This is a genomic window from Pseudomonas sp. Bout1 (assembly GCF_034314165.1).
Classification (GTDB): domain Bacteria; phylum Pseudomonadota; class Gammaproteobacteria; order Pseudomonadales; family Pseudomonadaceae; genus Aquipseudomonas.
In genome coordinates this window covers 2,717,295-2,733,624 of record NZ_JAVIWK010000001.1, presented here as the reverse complement: position 1 = coordinate 2,733,624, position 16,330 = coordinate 2,717,295, and the positions used below count along the sequence as shown (strand labels likewise).

Sequence of the window (16,330 nt, the reverse complement as noted above, 5' to 3'; positions counted from 1 at the left end):
AGGTTCACTGCTCCTCGAACAGGTAAGTAAATTCGCCGGCGTCGACGCTCACCTGCACCCTTGTCGCCGGCGTACCCGCCAGCAGCCGATTGAGGAATTCGGTGCTGATGGCCGGCAGCATCGAGTTGGTCAGGATCGCGTCGATCATCCGCCCGCCGCTTTCCAGCTCGGTGCAGCGGCTGGCAATCAGCTGCACCACCTCGTCGCTGAAGCTGAACGGGATCTTGTGGCCGTCGCTGATACGCTTGGCGATACGCCCCAATTGCAGGCGGATGATGCTGCCGAGCATGGCGTCGCTCAACGGGTAATACGGGATCACCACCAGGCGCCCGAGCAACGCGGGCGGGAACACTTCCAGCAACGGTTCGCGTAACGCCTTGGCGATGTCATCCGGCGCGGGCATGGTCTGCGGGTCGCGGCACAGGCGGCTGATCAGCGAGGTGCCGGCGTTGGTGGTGAGCAGGATCAAGGTATTCTTGAAGTCGATGATCCGGCCTTCGCCGTCCTCCATCCAGCCCTTGTCGAACACCTGGAAAAACAACTCGTGCACGTCCGGGTGAGCCTTCTCCACTTCGTCCAGCAGCACCACGCTGTAGGGTTTGCGGCGCACTGCTTCAGTCAGTACGCCGCCTTCGCCGTAACCCACATAACCCGGCGGCGCGCCCTTTAGGGTGGAAACGGTGTGGGCTTCCTGGTACTCGCTCATGTTGATGGTGATGACGTTCTGCTCACCGCCATACAACGACTCGGCCAGGGCCAGCGCGGTCTCGGTCTTGCCCACGCCGGAGGTGCCGGCGAGCATGAACACGCCCACCGGTTTGCCGGGGTTGTCGAGGCCGGCGCGGGAGGTCTGGATGCGCCGGGCGATCATGTCCAGGGCGTGGTTCTGCCCGATGATGCGCTGGGACAGCCGATCAGCCAGGCGCAGCACGTTTTCGATTTCATTCTTGACCATCCGGCCCACGGGAATCCCGGTCCAGTCCTGCACCACCGAGGCCACGGCCTGTTCGTCGACACTGATCAGCACCAGCGGGGTTTCGCCCTGTTGTGCGGCCAGCTCGTCCTGCAATTGGCGCAACTCCACCAGGCCGGCTTCGCCCTCGGTGGCGTCCGCCAGTTGGCTGCGCAACCGTAGAATCTGTTCCACCAGCGCCAGCTCGTTGTCCCAGCGGCTTTCCAGGCCATCCAGGCGCTCGCGCTCAGTGGCCAACAGCGCTTCGACGGACGCATGGCGGCTGGCGGTGTCGACGCCAATCGCGGTTTCGCGCTGAATGATCGCAAGCTCGGTTTCCAGCGATTCAATACGGCGCCGGCTGTCATCCACTTCCGCCGGCGTGGCGTGCAGGCTGATGGCGACACGTGCACAGGCGGTATCGATCAGGCTGACGGCCTTGTCGGGCAACTGGCGCGCCGGGATGTAGCGGTTGGACAAGCGCACCGCCGCTTCCAGGGCCGAGTCGAGGATCTGCACCTGGTGGTGCTGCTGCATGGTCTGGGCGATGCCCCGCAGCATCAGCAAGGCACGGGCTTCGTCGGGCTCGTCAACCTGCACGGTCTGGAAGCGCCGGGTCAGGGCCGGGTCTTTTTCGATGTGTTTCTTGTACTCGGCAAACGTGGTGGCGCCAATGGTGCGCAAGGTGCCACGGGCCAGCGCAGGCTTGAGCAGGTTGGCCGCGTCCCCCGTCCCGGCCGCACCGCCGGCGCCCACCAGGGTGTGGGTTTCGTCGATAAACAAGACCACCGGCTTGACGCTGGCCTGCACCTCGTCAATCACCGAGCGCAGGCGCTGTTCGAACTCACCCTTCATGCTCGCACCGGCTTGCAACAGGCCAACGTCGAGGGCCAGCAGTTGCACATCCTTGAGGCTCGGCGGTACGTCGCCCCGGGCAATGCGCTGGGCAAACCCTTCGACCACGGCGGTCTTGCCCACACCCGCCTCGCCCACCAGGATCGGGTTGTTCTGGCGCCGGCGCATCAGGATGTCGATCACCTGGCGGATCTCTTCGTCGCGGCCGACGATCGGGTCCATCTTCGAATCCCGCGCCTGCTGGGTGAGGTCGACGGTGAAGCGCTTCAACGCTTCCTGCTTGCCCATGGCCGCCGGGGCCAGGGCGCCGGTGTCTTCACCGGGCACTTGGAAGCCGTCGCTGGCGGTCATCTGCGCTTCGGGCGAGTCCTTGAGCAACGCGCAGAATTGCTCGCTCAGGTCTTCGATGCCGAGCTTGTTGAACTCGCGCGACACGCCGTACAAGCCGTTGCGCAGGCCCGGGTTTTTGAGCAGCGCCAGCAGCAAATGCCCGGAGCGCACCTGGGATTCGCCGAACATCAGGGTCGCGTAGACCCACGCGCGCTCCACCGCCTCCTCGACCTGGGACGACAGGTCCGTGACCGAAGTCGAACCGCGGGGCAAGAGGTCCAGGGCGGCCGTCAGGTCCCGCGCCAGCACAGCCGGGTCGAGTTGGTAATGCTGGATCAGGCGCTGCAGGTCGGAGTCGGTCAGTTGCAGGATCTGCTGCAACCAATGCACCAGTTCCACGTAGGGATTGCCGCGCATTTTGCAGAACACGGTGCTGCTTTCAATCGCCCGGTAGCACAGGCTGTTGAGTTTGCCGAAGAGCGCGACGCGACTGATATCAGCCATGGGCAGGTCCTTGTGAAGTATGAGAGATACGCGGGTTGACCAGCAGTTGCCGGTCATCCGCCAGGGGCGCCTTGCTGCTCAACCAACTGGTCCAGCCCAACGGCGCGGAACCCAGGCGCAAGCCAGGCAGTTGTTCTTTCTTGACGATCAGGTTCACGTCCCAATCCATCGCCAGCCCGACGTATTGGCGCACCCAGTCCTGCACGCGCTTGAGGCTGTCACCCCCGGGCAGCAGGCGGCGGGTTTGTTCAAGGTCCAGCGGGCCGATCAGCAGGCGGAATTTGTGCTGGGTGTTCCAGACCTTTTTGCCCATTACCGTGGTCTGGCCGAGCACCGGTGCGTCGGGGCCACTGCGCAGCGCGCACAGCCCATCGGCGGGCAAGGTCATCCAGTGGCCGACGAATTGTTCGACCTGCACCGGCACTTGCAGGTAGTCCGTGAGCAACGCGGCTAACCCTTCGGCGTTGCGGGTTTGCGGGCCAAGGCGCCCGGCGAAGTGCAGCTTGGCCACATCCGGCACCGTGTCGCGGCCCAGCATCGACGGCATGCCGATGCCGATCAGCGAGCCCAGGTACTGTGCAAAGCGGTCGGCCTGCGGACGGTCCAGGCTCACAGCCGGTTGGGCGCTGGCCCAGGCCCGGTAGAACAGGCTGATCATGCGGTGATGGAACACGTCGCAGAACGCGGCCAGGGTCGGGTCATTGAGGTTGCGCTGGCGGTCGCGGATGTATTCGCTCAAGTGAATCGGCAGCGGCCCATTCGCCCCCAGCAAACCGAAGAAATTCAACAGCAATTTTGGCGTGGCACCGGGGATGAGGCTGTTGATCATTGCCGGCTCGAACGCCAGCGACGGTTGCTGACCGAACCGCACCGCTTCATCCGCCGGGCGTGCCGCCTGGCCGATCCGTGGCAGGTGCGCGAAGGCGCACTCCAGCTGGCGCAGCGCCGCGTGAAAATCGAAGCGCGCCGGGTGTGCTTCCAGGGCACTGAGCAGGCTCAGAGGATCTCGCATCGCCCCACCCTCGCCGGCCACTGCATGATCACCCCACGGGCGGTGCCCTTGATCACCGTTTCGGTGAAGGAATTGAGCGATACGTACTTGGCAAAAAACTGCTCCAGCACCGAGCCGAGGATAAATACGCCACTGCCTTCAAATGCCGACTCATCGAGGGTCACGCTGATCTGCAAGCCACGGCCATAGGTGATCGGCCCGGGCAACGGCAAGCGGCGCACGATGCTTTCGGCGCTCACCGAGCGCAGGCCTTCGATCTGTTTGTGGGCAGCTTCGTCGTCGATCCGGCAATACAGGCGCAGCAGGTCACGCAAGGCGCTGGCGCCCTGCTCTTTGTCCTGGTCCAGCAACGACAAGTAGTTGAGGGACAAATGGCTGACCAGGCGCCAGGCCGTTTCACCTTCGGCAAACGACGGCGCCGGCACCGTTGGCCCGGCCACACACCGCACCGCCTGCACCGGCGCACCGGACTCCACGCTGAAGTCGGTCTTGCCGCTGCCCACCGGCATGCTCAACACCAGGTCGCGGTTGCTGCACAGGGTGTCGATGCCCAACTGGCGCAGGCTGCTGCGGTGCGGCGCCTCCTGGGCATCCACCAACGACATGAACAGTTCACTGCCGATGTAGCTGGAGCGCGGGCCCTGGCGGCGTTGTTGCTCCGAGAGCAAGCGCGCATCGCGGCGCACCTGGTAAAACGCCTTGGGCGGCGTGCGCGCGTGCAGGTCATTGGCGCGGTAGAACGACTCGAACGTCTGGCTCGCCTCGGCGCCGCTGCCATAGCCGGTGACGCCTTCGACCTGGTAGATCTCGTAGTCCATCGGCCGGGTGCGGTCGGGGATCACGTGATATTCCGATTGCTGGTCCGACAGGTGCACGCGCTCGGTGCGCATCGGGAACAGGTTGATTGCCGGGGTGCAATACAGCCCGAAGTTGGCCGCGTTGACGCTGTGTTCCAGCAACGGGTCGAGTTTCTTGAACAGCACGATCACGTCCAGCTGTTCCGAGGTGCAGCGACTCACGCTGTCAGCCAGCCCGCCCAGCTCGGCAAACAGAAAGCGCTGGGGCATGGCGAAGTATTCCTGCAACAGCCGGTAGCCCTGGAACGATCGGGCGCCGGTGGGCAGCAAGGCTTCTTCATCGCTGTAGCCGAGGCCGCGGATAGCGGTCTTGGGCAGGAACTGGTGCCAGTCCACATGCTCCTGCACCGGCATCACCAGCACCCCGGCGACCTGGGCCAGCAGTTGTTCGAGGATGCGCGAGGGCAAGGCTTCGCCGCCGCGGATGTGCAGCGCCAGCTTGTCCAGGGCCAGGTCGCTGAAAGTCAGCCCTGCGCCGACGCGCAAACGCAGGCGCAATGCCGCCTTCACCCCGCCCAGGCGCGCCAGGTCGACGCCGCCGACCTGGCCGCCACAGGCAAAGTAACGCGCCTCGGCCAGTTCCACCGGCCACAGGGTTACATCGTGAGCGGTGCGAAACTCACAGGCGGTCTGGTCGCCCTTGCCCAGCTGGCTGTGCAAGGCCGTGCCGCGCGACACCTTGAACCCGGCGGCCAGGCTGCCTTCGCTCATGTCCGGCTGCAACTGCACCACCGCCATCGACGGCGTGGGCGCGAGGTACTGCGGGTACACCAGCTCCAGCAGGTGATTGGTAAACCGTGGGAACTCGGCGTCTATCTTCAACTGCACCCGCGCGGCGAGAAAGCTGAAGCCCTCCAGCAGGCGCTCCACATAGGGATCGGCGCAGGCGTAGGTCTCAAGCCCCAGGCGGCCGGCGACCTTGGGATAGTCACGGGCGAATTCGCCGCCGACTTCCCGCAGGTGGGCCAGTTCACGTTCGTAGTAGCGCAGCAGTTTGGCGTTCACCGCACGTCCCTTGTCTCGATATCGAAGACCCTGGCTTCACCGGCTTCCAGGTCCAGTTCGGTCTTCAGGTACAGGCGCTCGGGCAGCGGCTGGCCCCAGAGTTCGCCGTGGATTTCAAAGGCCATCTGGTTGGGGATGGCACTGGTGCCCAATGGCACCACACGCAGGCTGTCGCGCAGGATCCGGGGCTCAAAGTCCCAGATGGCCTGGCGAATGCGCCGGGCCAGCTCTTCGCGGTCCAGGCCGGCGGCGGTCTTGCCGGACAGATCCGGCAAGCCGAAATTGATCACCGATTGCGCGGCCAACGGATGCCCACCGAGTTCGCGAAAACTGCCCAGGCTGGTGCTGTTGAGCAGCCAGCCAAGGTCACGCAGCACTGCCTTGCGCAAGCCGGTCATGGACAAGATGCGCTTGTCTCGGGACTCGACGGCGTGCTCGGTGTCGTCATCGCTCAGGCGATCGAGCAAGGACGGCTGCAGGCGTTCGCGGCTGGTGAGTTCAGCCATGGGGTTGGCCTTGAATCGGGGTCATAAAAACTTCCTTGAGCCGGACGCAACCTGTGTGGGAGCTGGCTTGCCTGCTCCCACAGGTTCTGTGCCAGCCTTAGATTTTTGCGTTGGCTTCCAGGTCCCACTTCTTCGGCGTGCCGGTGATCACGGTGTCGCCGGTGAAGGAGTCGTACTCGTAGCTGATGGTGGTGAAGTTGATGGAGATGGTTTCGCTCGGGCGCTCGCCGTTACTGCTGGCCGAGTAGGAGCTGATGATGGCTTTGCCCAGGATGATCTTGAGGAACACCTGTTGCTTCTTGTCCGGGCCGCCGGTCTGGATGAAGTGGATTTCGGCATCCCCCAGGCTTTTGCCGCACACCGCTTCCATGAACAGGTCGGCCGAGGCCAGGTCGGTGGCCTTGGTCAGGGAAATTTCCGAGAACGAGGGGTTGCTGGTGTCACGGTCGGCGCCGCCACCGCTGGTGGAAATCGCCCGGCCGACGCCCATCTGGATCGCGTCGATGGTGATCCAGTCCTTGTGCGCATCGACGGTGGACGTGCCTTTGATTTGTTTGCCTTTGAAGTTGAGCAGGATCATGTTCAGTACCTTGGTTTGGGTAGGAAAGCGTTATCAGGAAGCTTTGGTCGACGGCAGTTTGGAGACCAGGCGCAGCGACACGGTCAGGCCTTCGAGCTGGTAGTGCGGGCGCAGGAAGAACTTGGCGCCGTAGTAACCCGGGTTGCCTTCGATCTCCTCCACCACCACTTCGGCGCCGGCCAGGGGTTTGCGGGCCTTGTCGGCATCGGTGGCCGTAGCCGGGTTGTGTTCCACGTAGCGGCCGATCCAGTTGTTGAGCCACACCTGCATGTCTTCGCGCTCTTTGAACGAGCCGATCTTGTCGCGCACGATGCACTTCAAGTAATGAGCGAAACGGCAAGTGGCAAACAGGTACGGCAGGCGCGCGGCCAGGTTGGCGTTAGCGGTGGCGTCCGGGTCGTCGTATTCGGCAGGCTTGTGCATCGACTGGGCGCCAATGAACGCCGCCAGGTCGCTGTTTTTCTTGTGCACCAGGGGCATGAAACCGTTTTTTGCCAGCTCTGCTTCACGGCGGTCGCTGATGGCGATTTCGGTTGGGCAAGTCATATCGACGCCGCCGTCATCCGTCGGGAAGGTGTGCACGGGCAAGCCTTCCACCGCACCGCCGGATTCGATGCCGCGAATCTGCGAGCACCAGCCGTAGTGCTTGAACGAGCGGTTGATGTTTACCGCCATGGCGTAGGCCGCGTTGGCCCAGGTGAAATCCTTGCTGCCGACGGTGTCGGTGGTTTCTTCAAAATCGAAGTCTTCCACCGGATTGGTCTTGGCGCCGTACGGGGCACGGGACAGGAAGCGCGGCATCGCCAGGCCCACGTAGCGCGAATCTTCACTGGCCCGGAAGCCGCGCCAGGCGGCGTGCTCGGGGGTCTGGAAGATCTTGGTCAGGTCGCGCGGGTTGGCCAGTTCCTGCCAGGACTCCATCAGCATCACGCTGGGGTCGGCGGCGGTGATCAACGGGCAGTGGGCGGCAGCGCTGACCCGGGCCATCTGGGTCAGCAGTTCCACATCCGGCGCACTGTTGTTGAAGTAGTAGTCGGCCACAAACGCGCCATAGGGCTCACCGCCGAACTGCCCGTATTCCTCTTCGTAGAGCTTCTTGAAGATCGGGCTCTGGTCCCAGGCCACGCCCTTGAACTTGCGCAGGGTCTTGTGCACTTCGTTCTTGGAAATATTCATCACCCGAATCTTCAGCGACTCGTCGGTCTCGGTGTTATTCACCAGGTAATGCAGGCCGCGCCAGGCACTTTCCACGCCCTGGAACTCCTCGTGATGGAGGATGTGATTGATCTGCTCGGTGAGCTTCTGGTCCAGGGCGGCGATCAGACCTTCGATGGTGCCCAGCACGTCATTGGAGAGCAGGTGTGTGCCTTGCAGCGCCTGTTCAGCCAGGGTACGCACGGCGGTTTCCACTGCTTCCTTGGCCTTGTCGGTCTTGGGTTTGAACTCTTTTTGCAGGAGGCTGGCGAAGTCGCCGGCATCAAACTGAGTGGCGCCTTGCGGCAGTCCGGACTGTTCCGATTGTGTAGTGGACATGACGGTATCCTTGAAAATTGGGTACAAGCGTCCCCATGCCGGGGCAATCAGGACGCCGGCAGAGTCAGCGGGAAAATCAGTTACTCGGGTTGTTTGGGCGCACTGCTCAATGCTTGCATCACGGCCGGATCGCCCAGCAGCCTGGCCATCAACTCTTCAGCGCCAACCTTGCCGTCCATGTAGGTCAGCAGGTTCGACAACTGGCTGCGGGCGGTCAGCAACTGGTTGAGGCTCGGCACCTTGCGGGCGATGGCGGCCGGGGTGAAGTCGTCCATGTTTTCGAAGGTGATCTCCACCGGCAGGTTGCCTTCACCGGTCAGGGTGTTGGGCACCTGGAACGCAACGCGCGGCTTCATCGACTTGAGGCGTTCGTCGAAGTTGTCGATGTCGACCTCCAGGAACTTGCGTTCGGCGACAGGCGGCAACGGCTCGGCAGGTTTGCCGGAGAGGTCGGAAAACACGCCCATCACGAAGGGCAACTGCACGGTTTTTTCCGCCCCGTAGATTTCCACGTCGTACTCGATCTGGACCCGCGGGGCGCGGTTGCGAGCGATGAATTTCTGACTGCTTTCTTTGGCCACGGGATAGCTCCAGTGTGAGGGTTGATTGGGGACGGTCAGTCGTTGCCGGGGCGAATACCGCTGACCAGCGCCAGTTGTGCCAGACCATCGGGGGCGAGGTCTTGCAGCAATTCCATGAAGTTTTTGTCGATCAGTTTCTTTGCCCGCTGCAGCAGGAACGGCACGGGGCTGGCGGGTTCGTGGGTGTTGAAATAGGTGCACAGGCGGTCGATGGCCTGACGCGCGTCCTCGCGGCTGCTGATCTCGCCCCCCATGGCCTGCAGGGCTGCGGCCGGTGCCGGGCCGGCGTCGATGTGGGTCGCGACAGACGGGTTTTCTGGCAGGCGCCGACGCACAGTGTCGGCCTGGCGACGCAGCAAGGTCGCCAGGCCGCCGAGGTCGATGGCGCGGCCAACGCCGACGTGTTCGGTGAGGGATTGTTCGATGTGCTGGCTGCGCTGCAAGGCTTCGGTGAGGGCCGCTTCGGTGTGGCGCAGGGTTTGCGGATCGGCGTCGGCAAAGGCGCCGTCGATCATCGCCAGGGCGTCAGTGCTGCCCTGCTCGCCGCTGGCCAGGTCGAGGTCACGCAGGCTGAACTGGCCGACACTGCGGGCGCCCACCAGGGGCATGTCCTGCAGCTCGCGCAACAGGCCGGTGGGTTCGCACAGGGTGGCGAGGATATTGATGCGCAGCAGCGGGTCGTGGTCGTCGTCCGGGTCGAGTTGCGGGTGCAGGCCGCCCCAGCATTTAACCAGCAGGGCTTCGATCAGGCCGAGGCCGGCATTGAGGCCGTGGATGCCATTGAGGTTGAGTTGGGCACGGGTCAGCCAGGTGGCCAGGCGCAGGTCGCGGCTGCGTTGCATCAGCGGCAATGCCAGGGACATTACCCGCTTCCAGTTGGGCACGACGGCCTGGGTGATGGTGTCGCCGTATTGGACCTCGGGCTTGCCCAGGGCTTCTTCTTCCAGCTGGAGGAAGTCGGGGTCGTACTCGACGTTCTCGCCACAAGGCTCGATGTCGCCCAGGGGTTGGGCCAGCGCGCTGAAATCCAGCGGTTGCGCTTGGGTGGAGAGGTCCATCGTACTGCCCTCGTTGAAGATGTTCTGGGGATAGAACAGGCGAGGGCCTGGGTTTATTCCTTGGGGTTTGAAAATAATCCGCGCAGGCCTGTCCGTTACGGCAGTAACGGACAGGTACAAGGGTGAAAGCCTTAAATCCTGCGCCGGTGCCCTAACTGCGGAATCGCCGCCAGAGGCACCTCCACCCGCGCCACCGCGTGCCCGACCAGCCCCGCCAACCCGGCCAGGGTGGGCTGGCTGAACAACATCCGCGCATCCACCTCCAGCCCCGCCTTGCGCATGCGCGCCACCACCCCCACCGCCAGCAATGAATGGCCGCCCAGTTCAAAAAAGTGATCCTGGCGCCCTACCCTTTCCAGCTTCAGCACCTGGGCCCATACCCCGGCGATCAATGTTTCCACCTCGCCCCGAGGCGGCTCATAGGCACGGCTTACCACCGCCTCTGCCCCAGGCTCCGGTAAGGCCTTGCGGTCCAGCTTGCCGGCCGGGTTAAGTGGCCACATGTCGATGTGCACAAACGCCGCAGGCACCATGTATTCAGGCAATGCCTCCAGCATATGCGCGCGCAGCGCCTCCAGCCCCGGCACCCCATCGCGGGCCGTGAAATAAGCCACCAGCCGCTCATCCCGAATCAATACCGCAACCTCGCGCAACGCCGGGTGCCTGGCCAACCGCGCCTCCACCTCTCCAAGCTCCAGCCGTACGCCTCGCAACTTGACCTGGAAGTCATTACGCCCAAGAAACTCCAGGTTCCCGTCGGGCAGGTAACGCACCAGGTCGCCGGTGCGATACAGCCGGTCTCCCGCGACAAACGGGCTGTCGATAAACCGTTCGGCCGTCATCTGTGCCAACCCCAGGTACCCGCGCGCCACGCCGACCCCGCCGATATGCAGCTGCCCACTGACACCCAGCGGTACCGTGCGGTCATGCTCATCCAGCACATACAGCCGGGTATTGCTGATCGCCCGGCCAATCGGCAGCTGCACGGCCGGCACTGGTGCGCCCGGTTCCAGGGTCCAGGCGCTGCTGTCTACCGTGGCCTCGGTGGGGCCGTAGACGTTGTGCAAGCGCACCTTGGGCAAGCGTGCCTGGACCCCACGTGCCAGGGCTTCGGACAGTTCGCCCCCCCACATAACACGTCGGTCAGGCTGGTGCACCGGGCGGACTCTTCCAGGTCGAGAAACTGCTGCAACATCGCCGGCACAAACTTGATCACGCTGATCTGCTGCTCGCGAATCACCTGCGCCAGGTACGCCGGCTCCCGGTGCCCGTCGGGGCGCGCGAGGACCAGGCGCATTCCGCTGGCCAGCGGCCAAAACAGTTCCCATATCGAACCGTCAAAACTGAACGGCGCCCGTTGCAGCAAAGCGCCACCCCCGGCATTCGGGCATAGCTGCGAGCCCCAGTGCATCAAATTGGCCAGGCCGCGATGTTCAATCATCACACCCTTGGGCACGCCGGTGGAGCCGGAGGTGTACATCACGTAGGCCAGGTTGCGGGCACCCAGGCCCGGTACCAGAGGGTTGCCCTCGGGGGCCTGATGCCAGGAACAATGGTCGAAGTCGATCACCGGTATCGACACGCCTCCCACCAGGTCACGGGTGGCGCCCTGCACCAGCAACGCCACCGGCGCGCTGTCTTGCAGCATGTAGGCCAGGCGCTCGCGGGGGTAGCCCGGGTCCAGCGGCACATACGCGCCGCCAGCCTTGAGAATCGCCAACAACCCCACCACCAGGTCCAGCCCGCGCTCCACACACAGCGCCACCCGAGAGTCCGGCTGCACTCCTCGCTCGCGCAGGTGATAGGCCAGGCGGTTGGCGCGTTCGTTGAGCTGGCGATACGTCAACTGTTGCTCACCGGCCTGCACCGCCACGGCGTGGGGCGTGTGCCGGGCGTGGGCTTCGAACAGGGCGTGGACGGCCAGGTTCTCGGGGTATTGGGTTTCGGTGGCGTTGAAATCCACCCACTGCTGCTGAAGCTCGGCCGCAGGCAGCACCTGCACATCGAACAGCGACGCTTGCGGCGCCTCGGTCAATCCTGCCAGCACCGTGCCGAGGTACTCCAGCAGGCGCCGGGCGCCGACCTTGCGAGGCGCCTTGGCCTTGAGCCGGAAACCGCTGGCCAGGTCATCCACCGTCAACATCAGCGGGTAACTGAGGATGTCTTCACTGTTGAGCAACTCAATGCCGGGCAGCAGTTCCTGGAGTTCCTCGGCCGAGACATGCCGGTAATTCAGCAGGCTGTTGAACAGCGGCGTAACGCCGGCGCAACGCTGGGCCAACGCCAGCGACGCTTGCTCATGGGCGAGCAAGGCGCTGAGTTGCTGCTGGGTGTCCTTGATCGCCTCGCTCACCGTCAACCCGGCCAGGCGCACCCGCAGCGGCAAGGTATTGATGAACATGCCCAGGGCACGGTCTGCGCCCTCGCCCGCCTGCAACCGTCCCAGCAATACGGTGCCGAACACCACGTCGTCACGGCCGGACACGCGTCCCAGCACCTGGGCCCACGCCAGGTGAAACAGGCTTGCAGCCGTGACGCCCAGCACGCGAGCCTGCTCACGCAGGCGTTGGCCGAGGGCGTCGGGAAGTTGCAGGTGGGCTTCCTCGGTCGCGTGGCGTTCCGCCTGGCGTTCCTGCAAGCCGAAGGCCAGGGTCGGCTCGTCGACATCCGCCAGTCGCGCCCGAAAGAACCCTTCGTGCCCGGCCTGGCGTATAGGTGAAAGAGCCTGGGCAACCATGTTGCGATAGGGCACCGACGCCGCAAGTTGTTGTTGCTGGCCACGCAGATGCGCCTGGATTTGCGCCATCAACACCTGGGTTGATGTGGCATCGTTAACCAGATGATGCAAACGCAGCATACCCACCCAACGGCGGTTCAGCGGGTCTTCGGCATAATCCAGGGCCATCAGTGGGGCCCTGCGCAAATCCAGCGGGCGCTGGCGCTCGCGCAGTTTGTCGACGACTGGGCCCCCTCAAGGCTCACCAGCTCCACAGGCAGGCGCGCCTCGCGCCATACCACTTGCATCGGCTGCTCAATGGCATCCCACGCCAGGCTGGTGCGCAAGATGTCATGGCGGTCGATCACCTGTTGCAGCGCCTGGGCAAATGCATCCAACTGTTCGCGGCAGGCAAAGCTGAACATTGCGTGTTGCTGGTAGGGATCGCGCTTATCGGTGATGTGGTGATACAGCAGGCCTTCCTGCAACGGCGCCAACGGGTAAATCTCCTGCACATTGGCGGCCCCACCGGGGATGCCTGCGACGATGCTTTCAATCGTGGCTTGGTCCAGCCTGGCCAGTACCAGCAGGTCCGGGGTAATGCGCGTGCAACCCACGGGAACCCGGTTGGCCGGCACATCAACCTCAACGCCCTTGCCCACCGCTGCCGCCAGCGCGGCCAACGTCGGCTGGCCGAACAACACCTGCACATCCGCCGGCATCCCGGCCTGGCGCATGCGCTGCACCAGTTGGACGGCCAGCAGCGAATGGCCGCCCAATTCGAAGAAATGATCGTGGCGCCCCACCCGCTCGACCTGCAGCACCTCGGCCCAGATCTGCGCCAGGGCGGTTTCCGTGGCGCCTTGCGGGGCCTGGTAAGCCCGGCTTATGAATGCATCGGCACCCGGTGCGGGCAAGGCCTTGCGGTCGAGCTTACCGTTGGCAGTCAGGGGCAACGCCGCCAGCTTTACGTAGGCCAGCGGCAGCATGTAGTCCGGCAAACGCGCTTGCAGATGGGCACGGATCAGCCCGATGGCCACCGGGGCATGCTCGGTGAACCAGGCCAGCAGTTGCCCGTCCCGCACCTGCACCACGGCTTCAGTGAGGCCCTCATAATCGGCCAGGGCCGCTTCGATTTCGCCCAGTTCGATACGCACGCCACGGATTTTTACCTGGTCGTCATTGCGCCCCAGGTAGTCGAGGTTGCCATCCGGCAGCCAGCGCGCCAGGTCACCGGTGCGGTACATGCGGCCGGGGTTGAAAGGGTCATCGAGGAAGCGCTCGGCGGTCATTTCCGGGCGATTCAGATAGCCTCGCGCCACGCCATTGCCGCCGATGTACACCTCACCCGCGACACCGATGGGCACCGGTCGCTGCTGTTCATCCAACAGGTAGACCGTGGCATTGGCGATGGGCTTGCCAATGTGCAACGCCTGACCCACCTCCACCCGGCCCGAGGTGGCAACCACCGTGGCTTCGGTGGGGCCGTAGTTGTTGATCACCGTAAAACCGCGCGCCTTGTTGAACTGGCGCAGGCGGTCACCGCCAATCAGCAAGGTACGCAGGGTCGGGTGCTCGATGCCCTGGCTGAAGGCGTACTCGGCCACAGGCGTGGGTAGGAAGCACACGTCCAGAGGTTGCGTGCACCACCACGCCAGCAGTGCGTCAATGTCTTCGGCGCCGTCATGGGCCGGTGCCAGGTGCAGGGTGGCGCCCACGCACAGTGCCGGCCAGACTTCCCAGGCCATGGCATCAAAGCCAAACCCGGCAACGCTGGCGGTGTGGCTACCCTGGTGCAGGTCGAAGGCCTGGCAGTGCCAGCCCACCAGATTGGCCACGGTGTGGTGCTCGACCATCACGCCCTTGGGCAGCCCGGTGGAGCCCGAGGTATAAATCACGTAGGCGAGGTTGGCCGGGGTGACAGCCACCCCTGGGTTGTGCGCCAATTGTGCAGTGGCTTGATCCAGGTTGATCACCGGTACACTCAGCACCGGCAGGCGCCCCCGTAAATCGGACTGTGTGAGGACGGCCACCGGCGCGCTGTCATCGAGCAGATAGGCCAGGCGTTCGGCGGGATGGGCCGGGTCAACCGGCACATAACAGGCACCGGACTTGAGAATTCCCAGCAACCCCACCAGGGTCTCCAGGCTTCGCCGGGCAACAATCGCAACGCGGTTGTCAGGCCTTACCCCCAGCCCACACAACTGTTGCGCCAGGGCATTGGCGCGCTGGTTCAACTCGCCATACGTCAGTGTCTGGCCCTTGTACACCGCGGCGATTGCACCCGGGGCCAAAGCGGCCTGGGCTTCCACCCGCGCATGCAGGGTCTGCGCCGCCGGGTACGCCTGGGCGGTGCTGTTCCAGCATTGCAGCTGCGCGGTTTCTGCGGGCGTCACCAACGAAAAGTCCACCACCGTCAACGCCGGGTTTTCCAGCCCCTGCTCCAGCAAATACACCAACCGCCCAGCCAGCGCCTGCACTTCGTGTGGCTGGAAATACGCCTCGTTGTACACGCAATGCAGGCACGCGGTGTGGTGGTAGCGGTTGCTGCGCAAGTGGATCGCGATCGGCAACGGTTCATGGTGGTTGGAGACCTTGATCGCCCGGGCTGATGCCTGGCCGTAGCGAAACTCATGGTCATCCTGCTCGTAGGACACCGACAGGTCAAAGAGCTGGGCACGGTCCGCACGCAGTACGCCCAATTCGCGATTCATCTCGCTCAGCGGGAAACGCTGGTGCCGGAAATCCTGCTTGAGCTGGTCGCGCACACCGCGTACCAGGGCGCCAAAGGAGGTGTCGCTGCCGAACTGCAAGCGCACTGCACTCACCTGGGTAAACAGCCCCAGGGTCGAGCGAAAACGGGCGTTGGAACGGTTAAGGATCGGCAGCCCGACGACCCACTCCTGGCGCTGGCCGGTGCGCGTGAAATACACGTACATCGCGGCCAATAACGCATGGAAGGCCGACGCCTGGTAACGGTTGGCCATGCGCTCCATGCGGTTGAGCAGCTCGGCCGGAAATGGCTGCACCAGGGTATTGCTCGGCGCCTGGCCCCTGGCATGGTAACGCGGTGTCAACAGGGGTTCGGGCAAGGCCTGGTATTTGGCCAGCCAGTAGCTGCGGTCACGCGCATAACGGGCCGACTCGCGGTAGCGTTCATCACTGTCAATGAAGTCGACATAGGACGGCGCTGAAAGGTCCGGTTGCCGGCCCTGTTCGAGGGCGCTGTAGATGCCGGCCAGCGATTGCAGCATCTGGCCAAAGCCCCAACCATCGAGGATCAGGTGGTGGGCCTGGGTGCCAAGGCGGTAATGCTGGTCATCAAGCTTGACCAGGAAGAAGCGAAACAACGGTTCACCGCCCATCGAATAGGCCTGGGCCATCCGATCCTGCATCAAGGCCTGGGCTGCGAGGTGGGGATCGGGTGAGCCGCAGACATCATGTTGCGGTACCGACACCTCCACAACCTCGGCGAACGCCTGCCGGGGCAAGCCATCGGCCTGCACCTGCAACACCGTGCGCAACGCGTCGTGCTTGGCCACCAGTTGCTCTATGGCGCGCTGGATCAATGCAGGATTCACGGGGCCTGTGAGGTCGACATAGCCGCCGATGTTGTACAGCGGCGAGTCACCCAGGCGCAGTTGGTCCAGCCAGATATCACGCTGTGCGGCGGTCAGGGGGAAAAACTTCATAAGATCCTTCTCATGTGAGGTGTCGATAAGGCGCACAACGCCCCATTGAGGCGAAATCAAGCGGATTTAAGCATCGCGCCCCTTACTCGTCTGTCACCCGAAACCCGGACAGCCGGGAACCGTGCCAGGGTTGGCTGACGGTGCATTGC

Annotated in this window: 9 protein-coding genes and 2 pseudogenes; all 11 read right to left on the bottom strand. The window is 64.0% G+C overall.

Annotation, left to right across the window (positions count from 1 at the left end):
- Nucleotides 1-4: 4 nt before the first annotated feature.
- A complete protein-coding gene (gene tssH, locus RGV33_RS12760) occupies nt 5-2,641 on the bottom strand; it encodes a type VI secretion system ATPase TssH (protein ID WP_322144524.1) in 2,637 nt (878 codons plus the stop codon).
- Nucleotides 2,634-3,653, bottom strand: a complete 1,020-nt coding sequence (gene tssG / locus RGV33_RS12755; RefSeq protein ID WP_322144523.1) for a type VI secretion system baseplate subunit TssG — start codon at nt 3,651-3,653, stop codon at nt 2,634-2,636. The genes tssH and tssG overlap by 8 nt, the downstream gene beginning before the upstream one ends.
- Nucleotides 3,638-5,515, bottom strand: coding sequence for a type VI secretion system baseplate subunit TssF (tssF, locus tag RGV33_RS12750; RefSeq protein ID WP_322144522.1), 1,878 nt, complete (start codon nt 5,513-5,515; stop codon nt 3,638-3,640). The genes tssG and tssF overlap by 16 nt, the downstream gene beginning before the upstream one ends.
- The gene (tssE, locus tag RGV33_RS12745; RefSeq protein ID WP_322144521.1) at nt 5,512-6,021 is read right to left on the bottom strand and encodes a type VI secretion system baseplate subunit TssE; all 510 of its coding nucleotides are present in this window, start codon (nt 6,019-6,021) and stop codon (nt 5,512-5,514) included. Before tssE ends, tssF begins: the two co-directional genes overlap by 4 nt.
- 97 nt (nt 6,022-6,118) lie before the next feature.
- Nucleotides 6,119-6,601 (bottom strand): type VI secretion system tube protein Hcp, encoded by a 483-nt coding sequence (locus RGV33_RS12740; RefSeq protein ID WP_177090991.1) that lies wholly within the window; start codon nt 6,599-6,601, stop codon nt 6,119-6,121.
- 33 nt (nt 6,602-6,634) lie between these two features.
- Nucleotides 6,635-8,134, bottom strand: a complete 1,500-nt coding sequence (gene tssC, locus RGV33_RS12735) for a type VI secretion system contractile sheath large subunit (RefSeq protein ID WP_322144520.1) — start codon at nt 8,132-8,134, stop codon at nt 6,635-6,637.
- An 80-nt stretch (nt 8,135-8,214) separates the two neighbouring features.
- A complete protein-coding gene (gene tssB, locus RGV33_RS12730) occupies nt 8,215-8,715 on the bottom strand; it encodes a type VI secretion system contractile sheath small subunit (protein ID WP_322144519.1) in 501 nt (166 codons plus the stop codon).
- A gap of 35 nt (nt 8,716-8,750) precedes the next feature.
- Nucleotides 8,751-9,773 (bottom strand): type VI secretion system protein TssA, encoded by a 1,023-nt coding sequence (gene tssA / locus RGV33_RS12725; RefSeq protein ID WP_322144518.1) that lies wholly within the window; start codon nt 9,771-9,773, stop codon nt 8,751-8,753.
- Between the two features lie 131 nt (nt 9,774-9,904).
- Entirely contained in the window at nt 9,905-10,276 is a 372-nt protein-coding gene (locus RGV33_RS12720; RefSeq protein ID WP_322148666.1) for a phosphopantetheine-binding protein, read from the bottom strand.
- A gap of 33 nt (nt 10,277-10,309) precedes the next feature.
- Nucleotides 10,310-13,211 (bottom strand): annotated as a pseudogene (locus RGV33_RS12715) (non-ribosomal peptide synthetase); the annotation flags it as partial.
- Nucleotides 13,209-16,181, bottom strand: a pseudogene (locus RGV33_RS12710) (non-ribosomal peptide synthetase); the annotation flags it as partial. The pseudogenes RGV33_RS12715 and RGV33_RS12710, both read right to left, overlap by 3 nt.
- Between the last annotated feature and the right edge of the window lie 149 nt (nt 16,182-16,330).

Excerpts from the sequence above, each read along its gene's own strand:
- tssH (WP_322144524.1), bottom strand. The coding sequence starts at position 2,641 with ATGGCTGATATCAGTCGCGTCGCGCTCTTCGGCAAACTCAACAGCCTG.
- tssC (WP_322144520.1), bottom strand. The coding sequence starts at position 8,134 with ATGTCCACTACACAATCGGAACAGTCCGGACTGCCGCAAGGCGCCACT.
- tssE (WP_322144521.1), bottom strand. The coding sequence starts at position 6,021 with ATGGCTGAACTCACCAGCCGCGAACGCCTGCAGCCGTCCTTGCTCGAT.
- RGV33_RS12720 (WP_322148666.1), bottom strand. The coding sequence starts at position 10,276 with ATGTGGCCACTTAACCCGGCCGGCAAGCTGGACCGCAAGGCCTTACCG.
- tssA (WP_322144518.1), bottom strand. The coding sequence starts at position 9,773 with ATGGACCTCTCCACCCAAGCGCAACCGCTGGATTTCAGCGCGCTGGCC.
- RGV33_RS12740 (WP_177090991.1), bottom strand. The coding sequence starts at position 6,601 with ATGATCCTGCTCAACTTCAAAGGCAAACAAATCAAAGGCACGTCCACC.
- tssG (WP_322144523.1), bottom strand. The coding sequence starts at position 3,653 with ATGCGAGATCCTCTGAGCCTGCTCAGTGCCCTGGAAGCACACCCGGCG.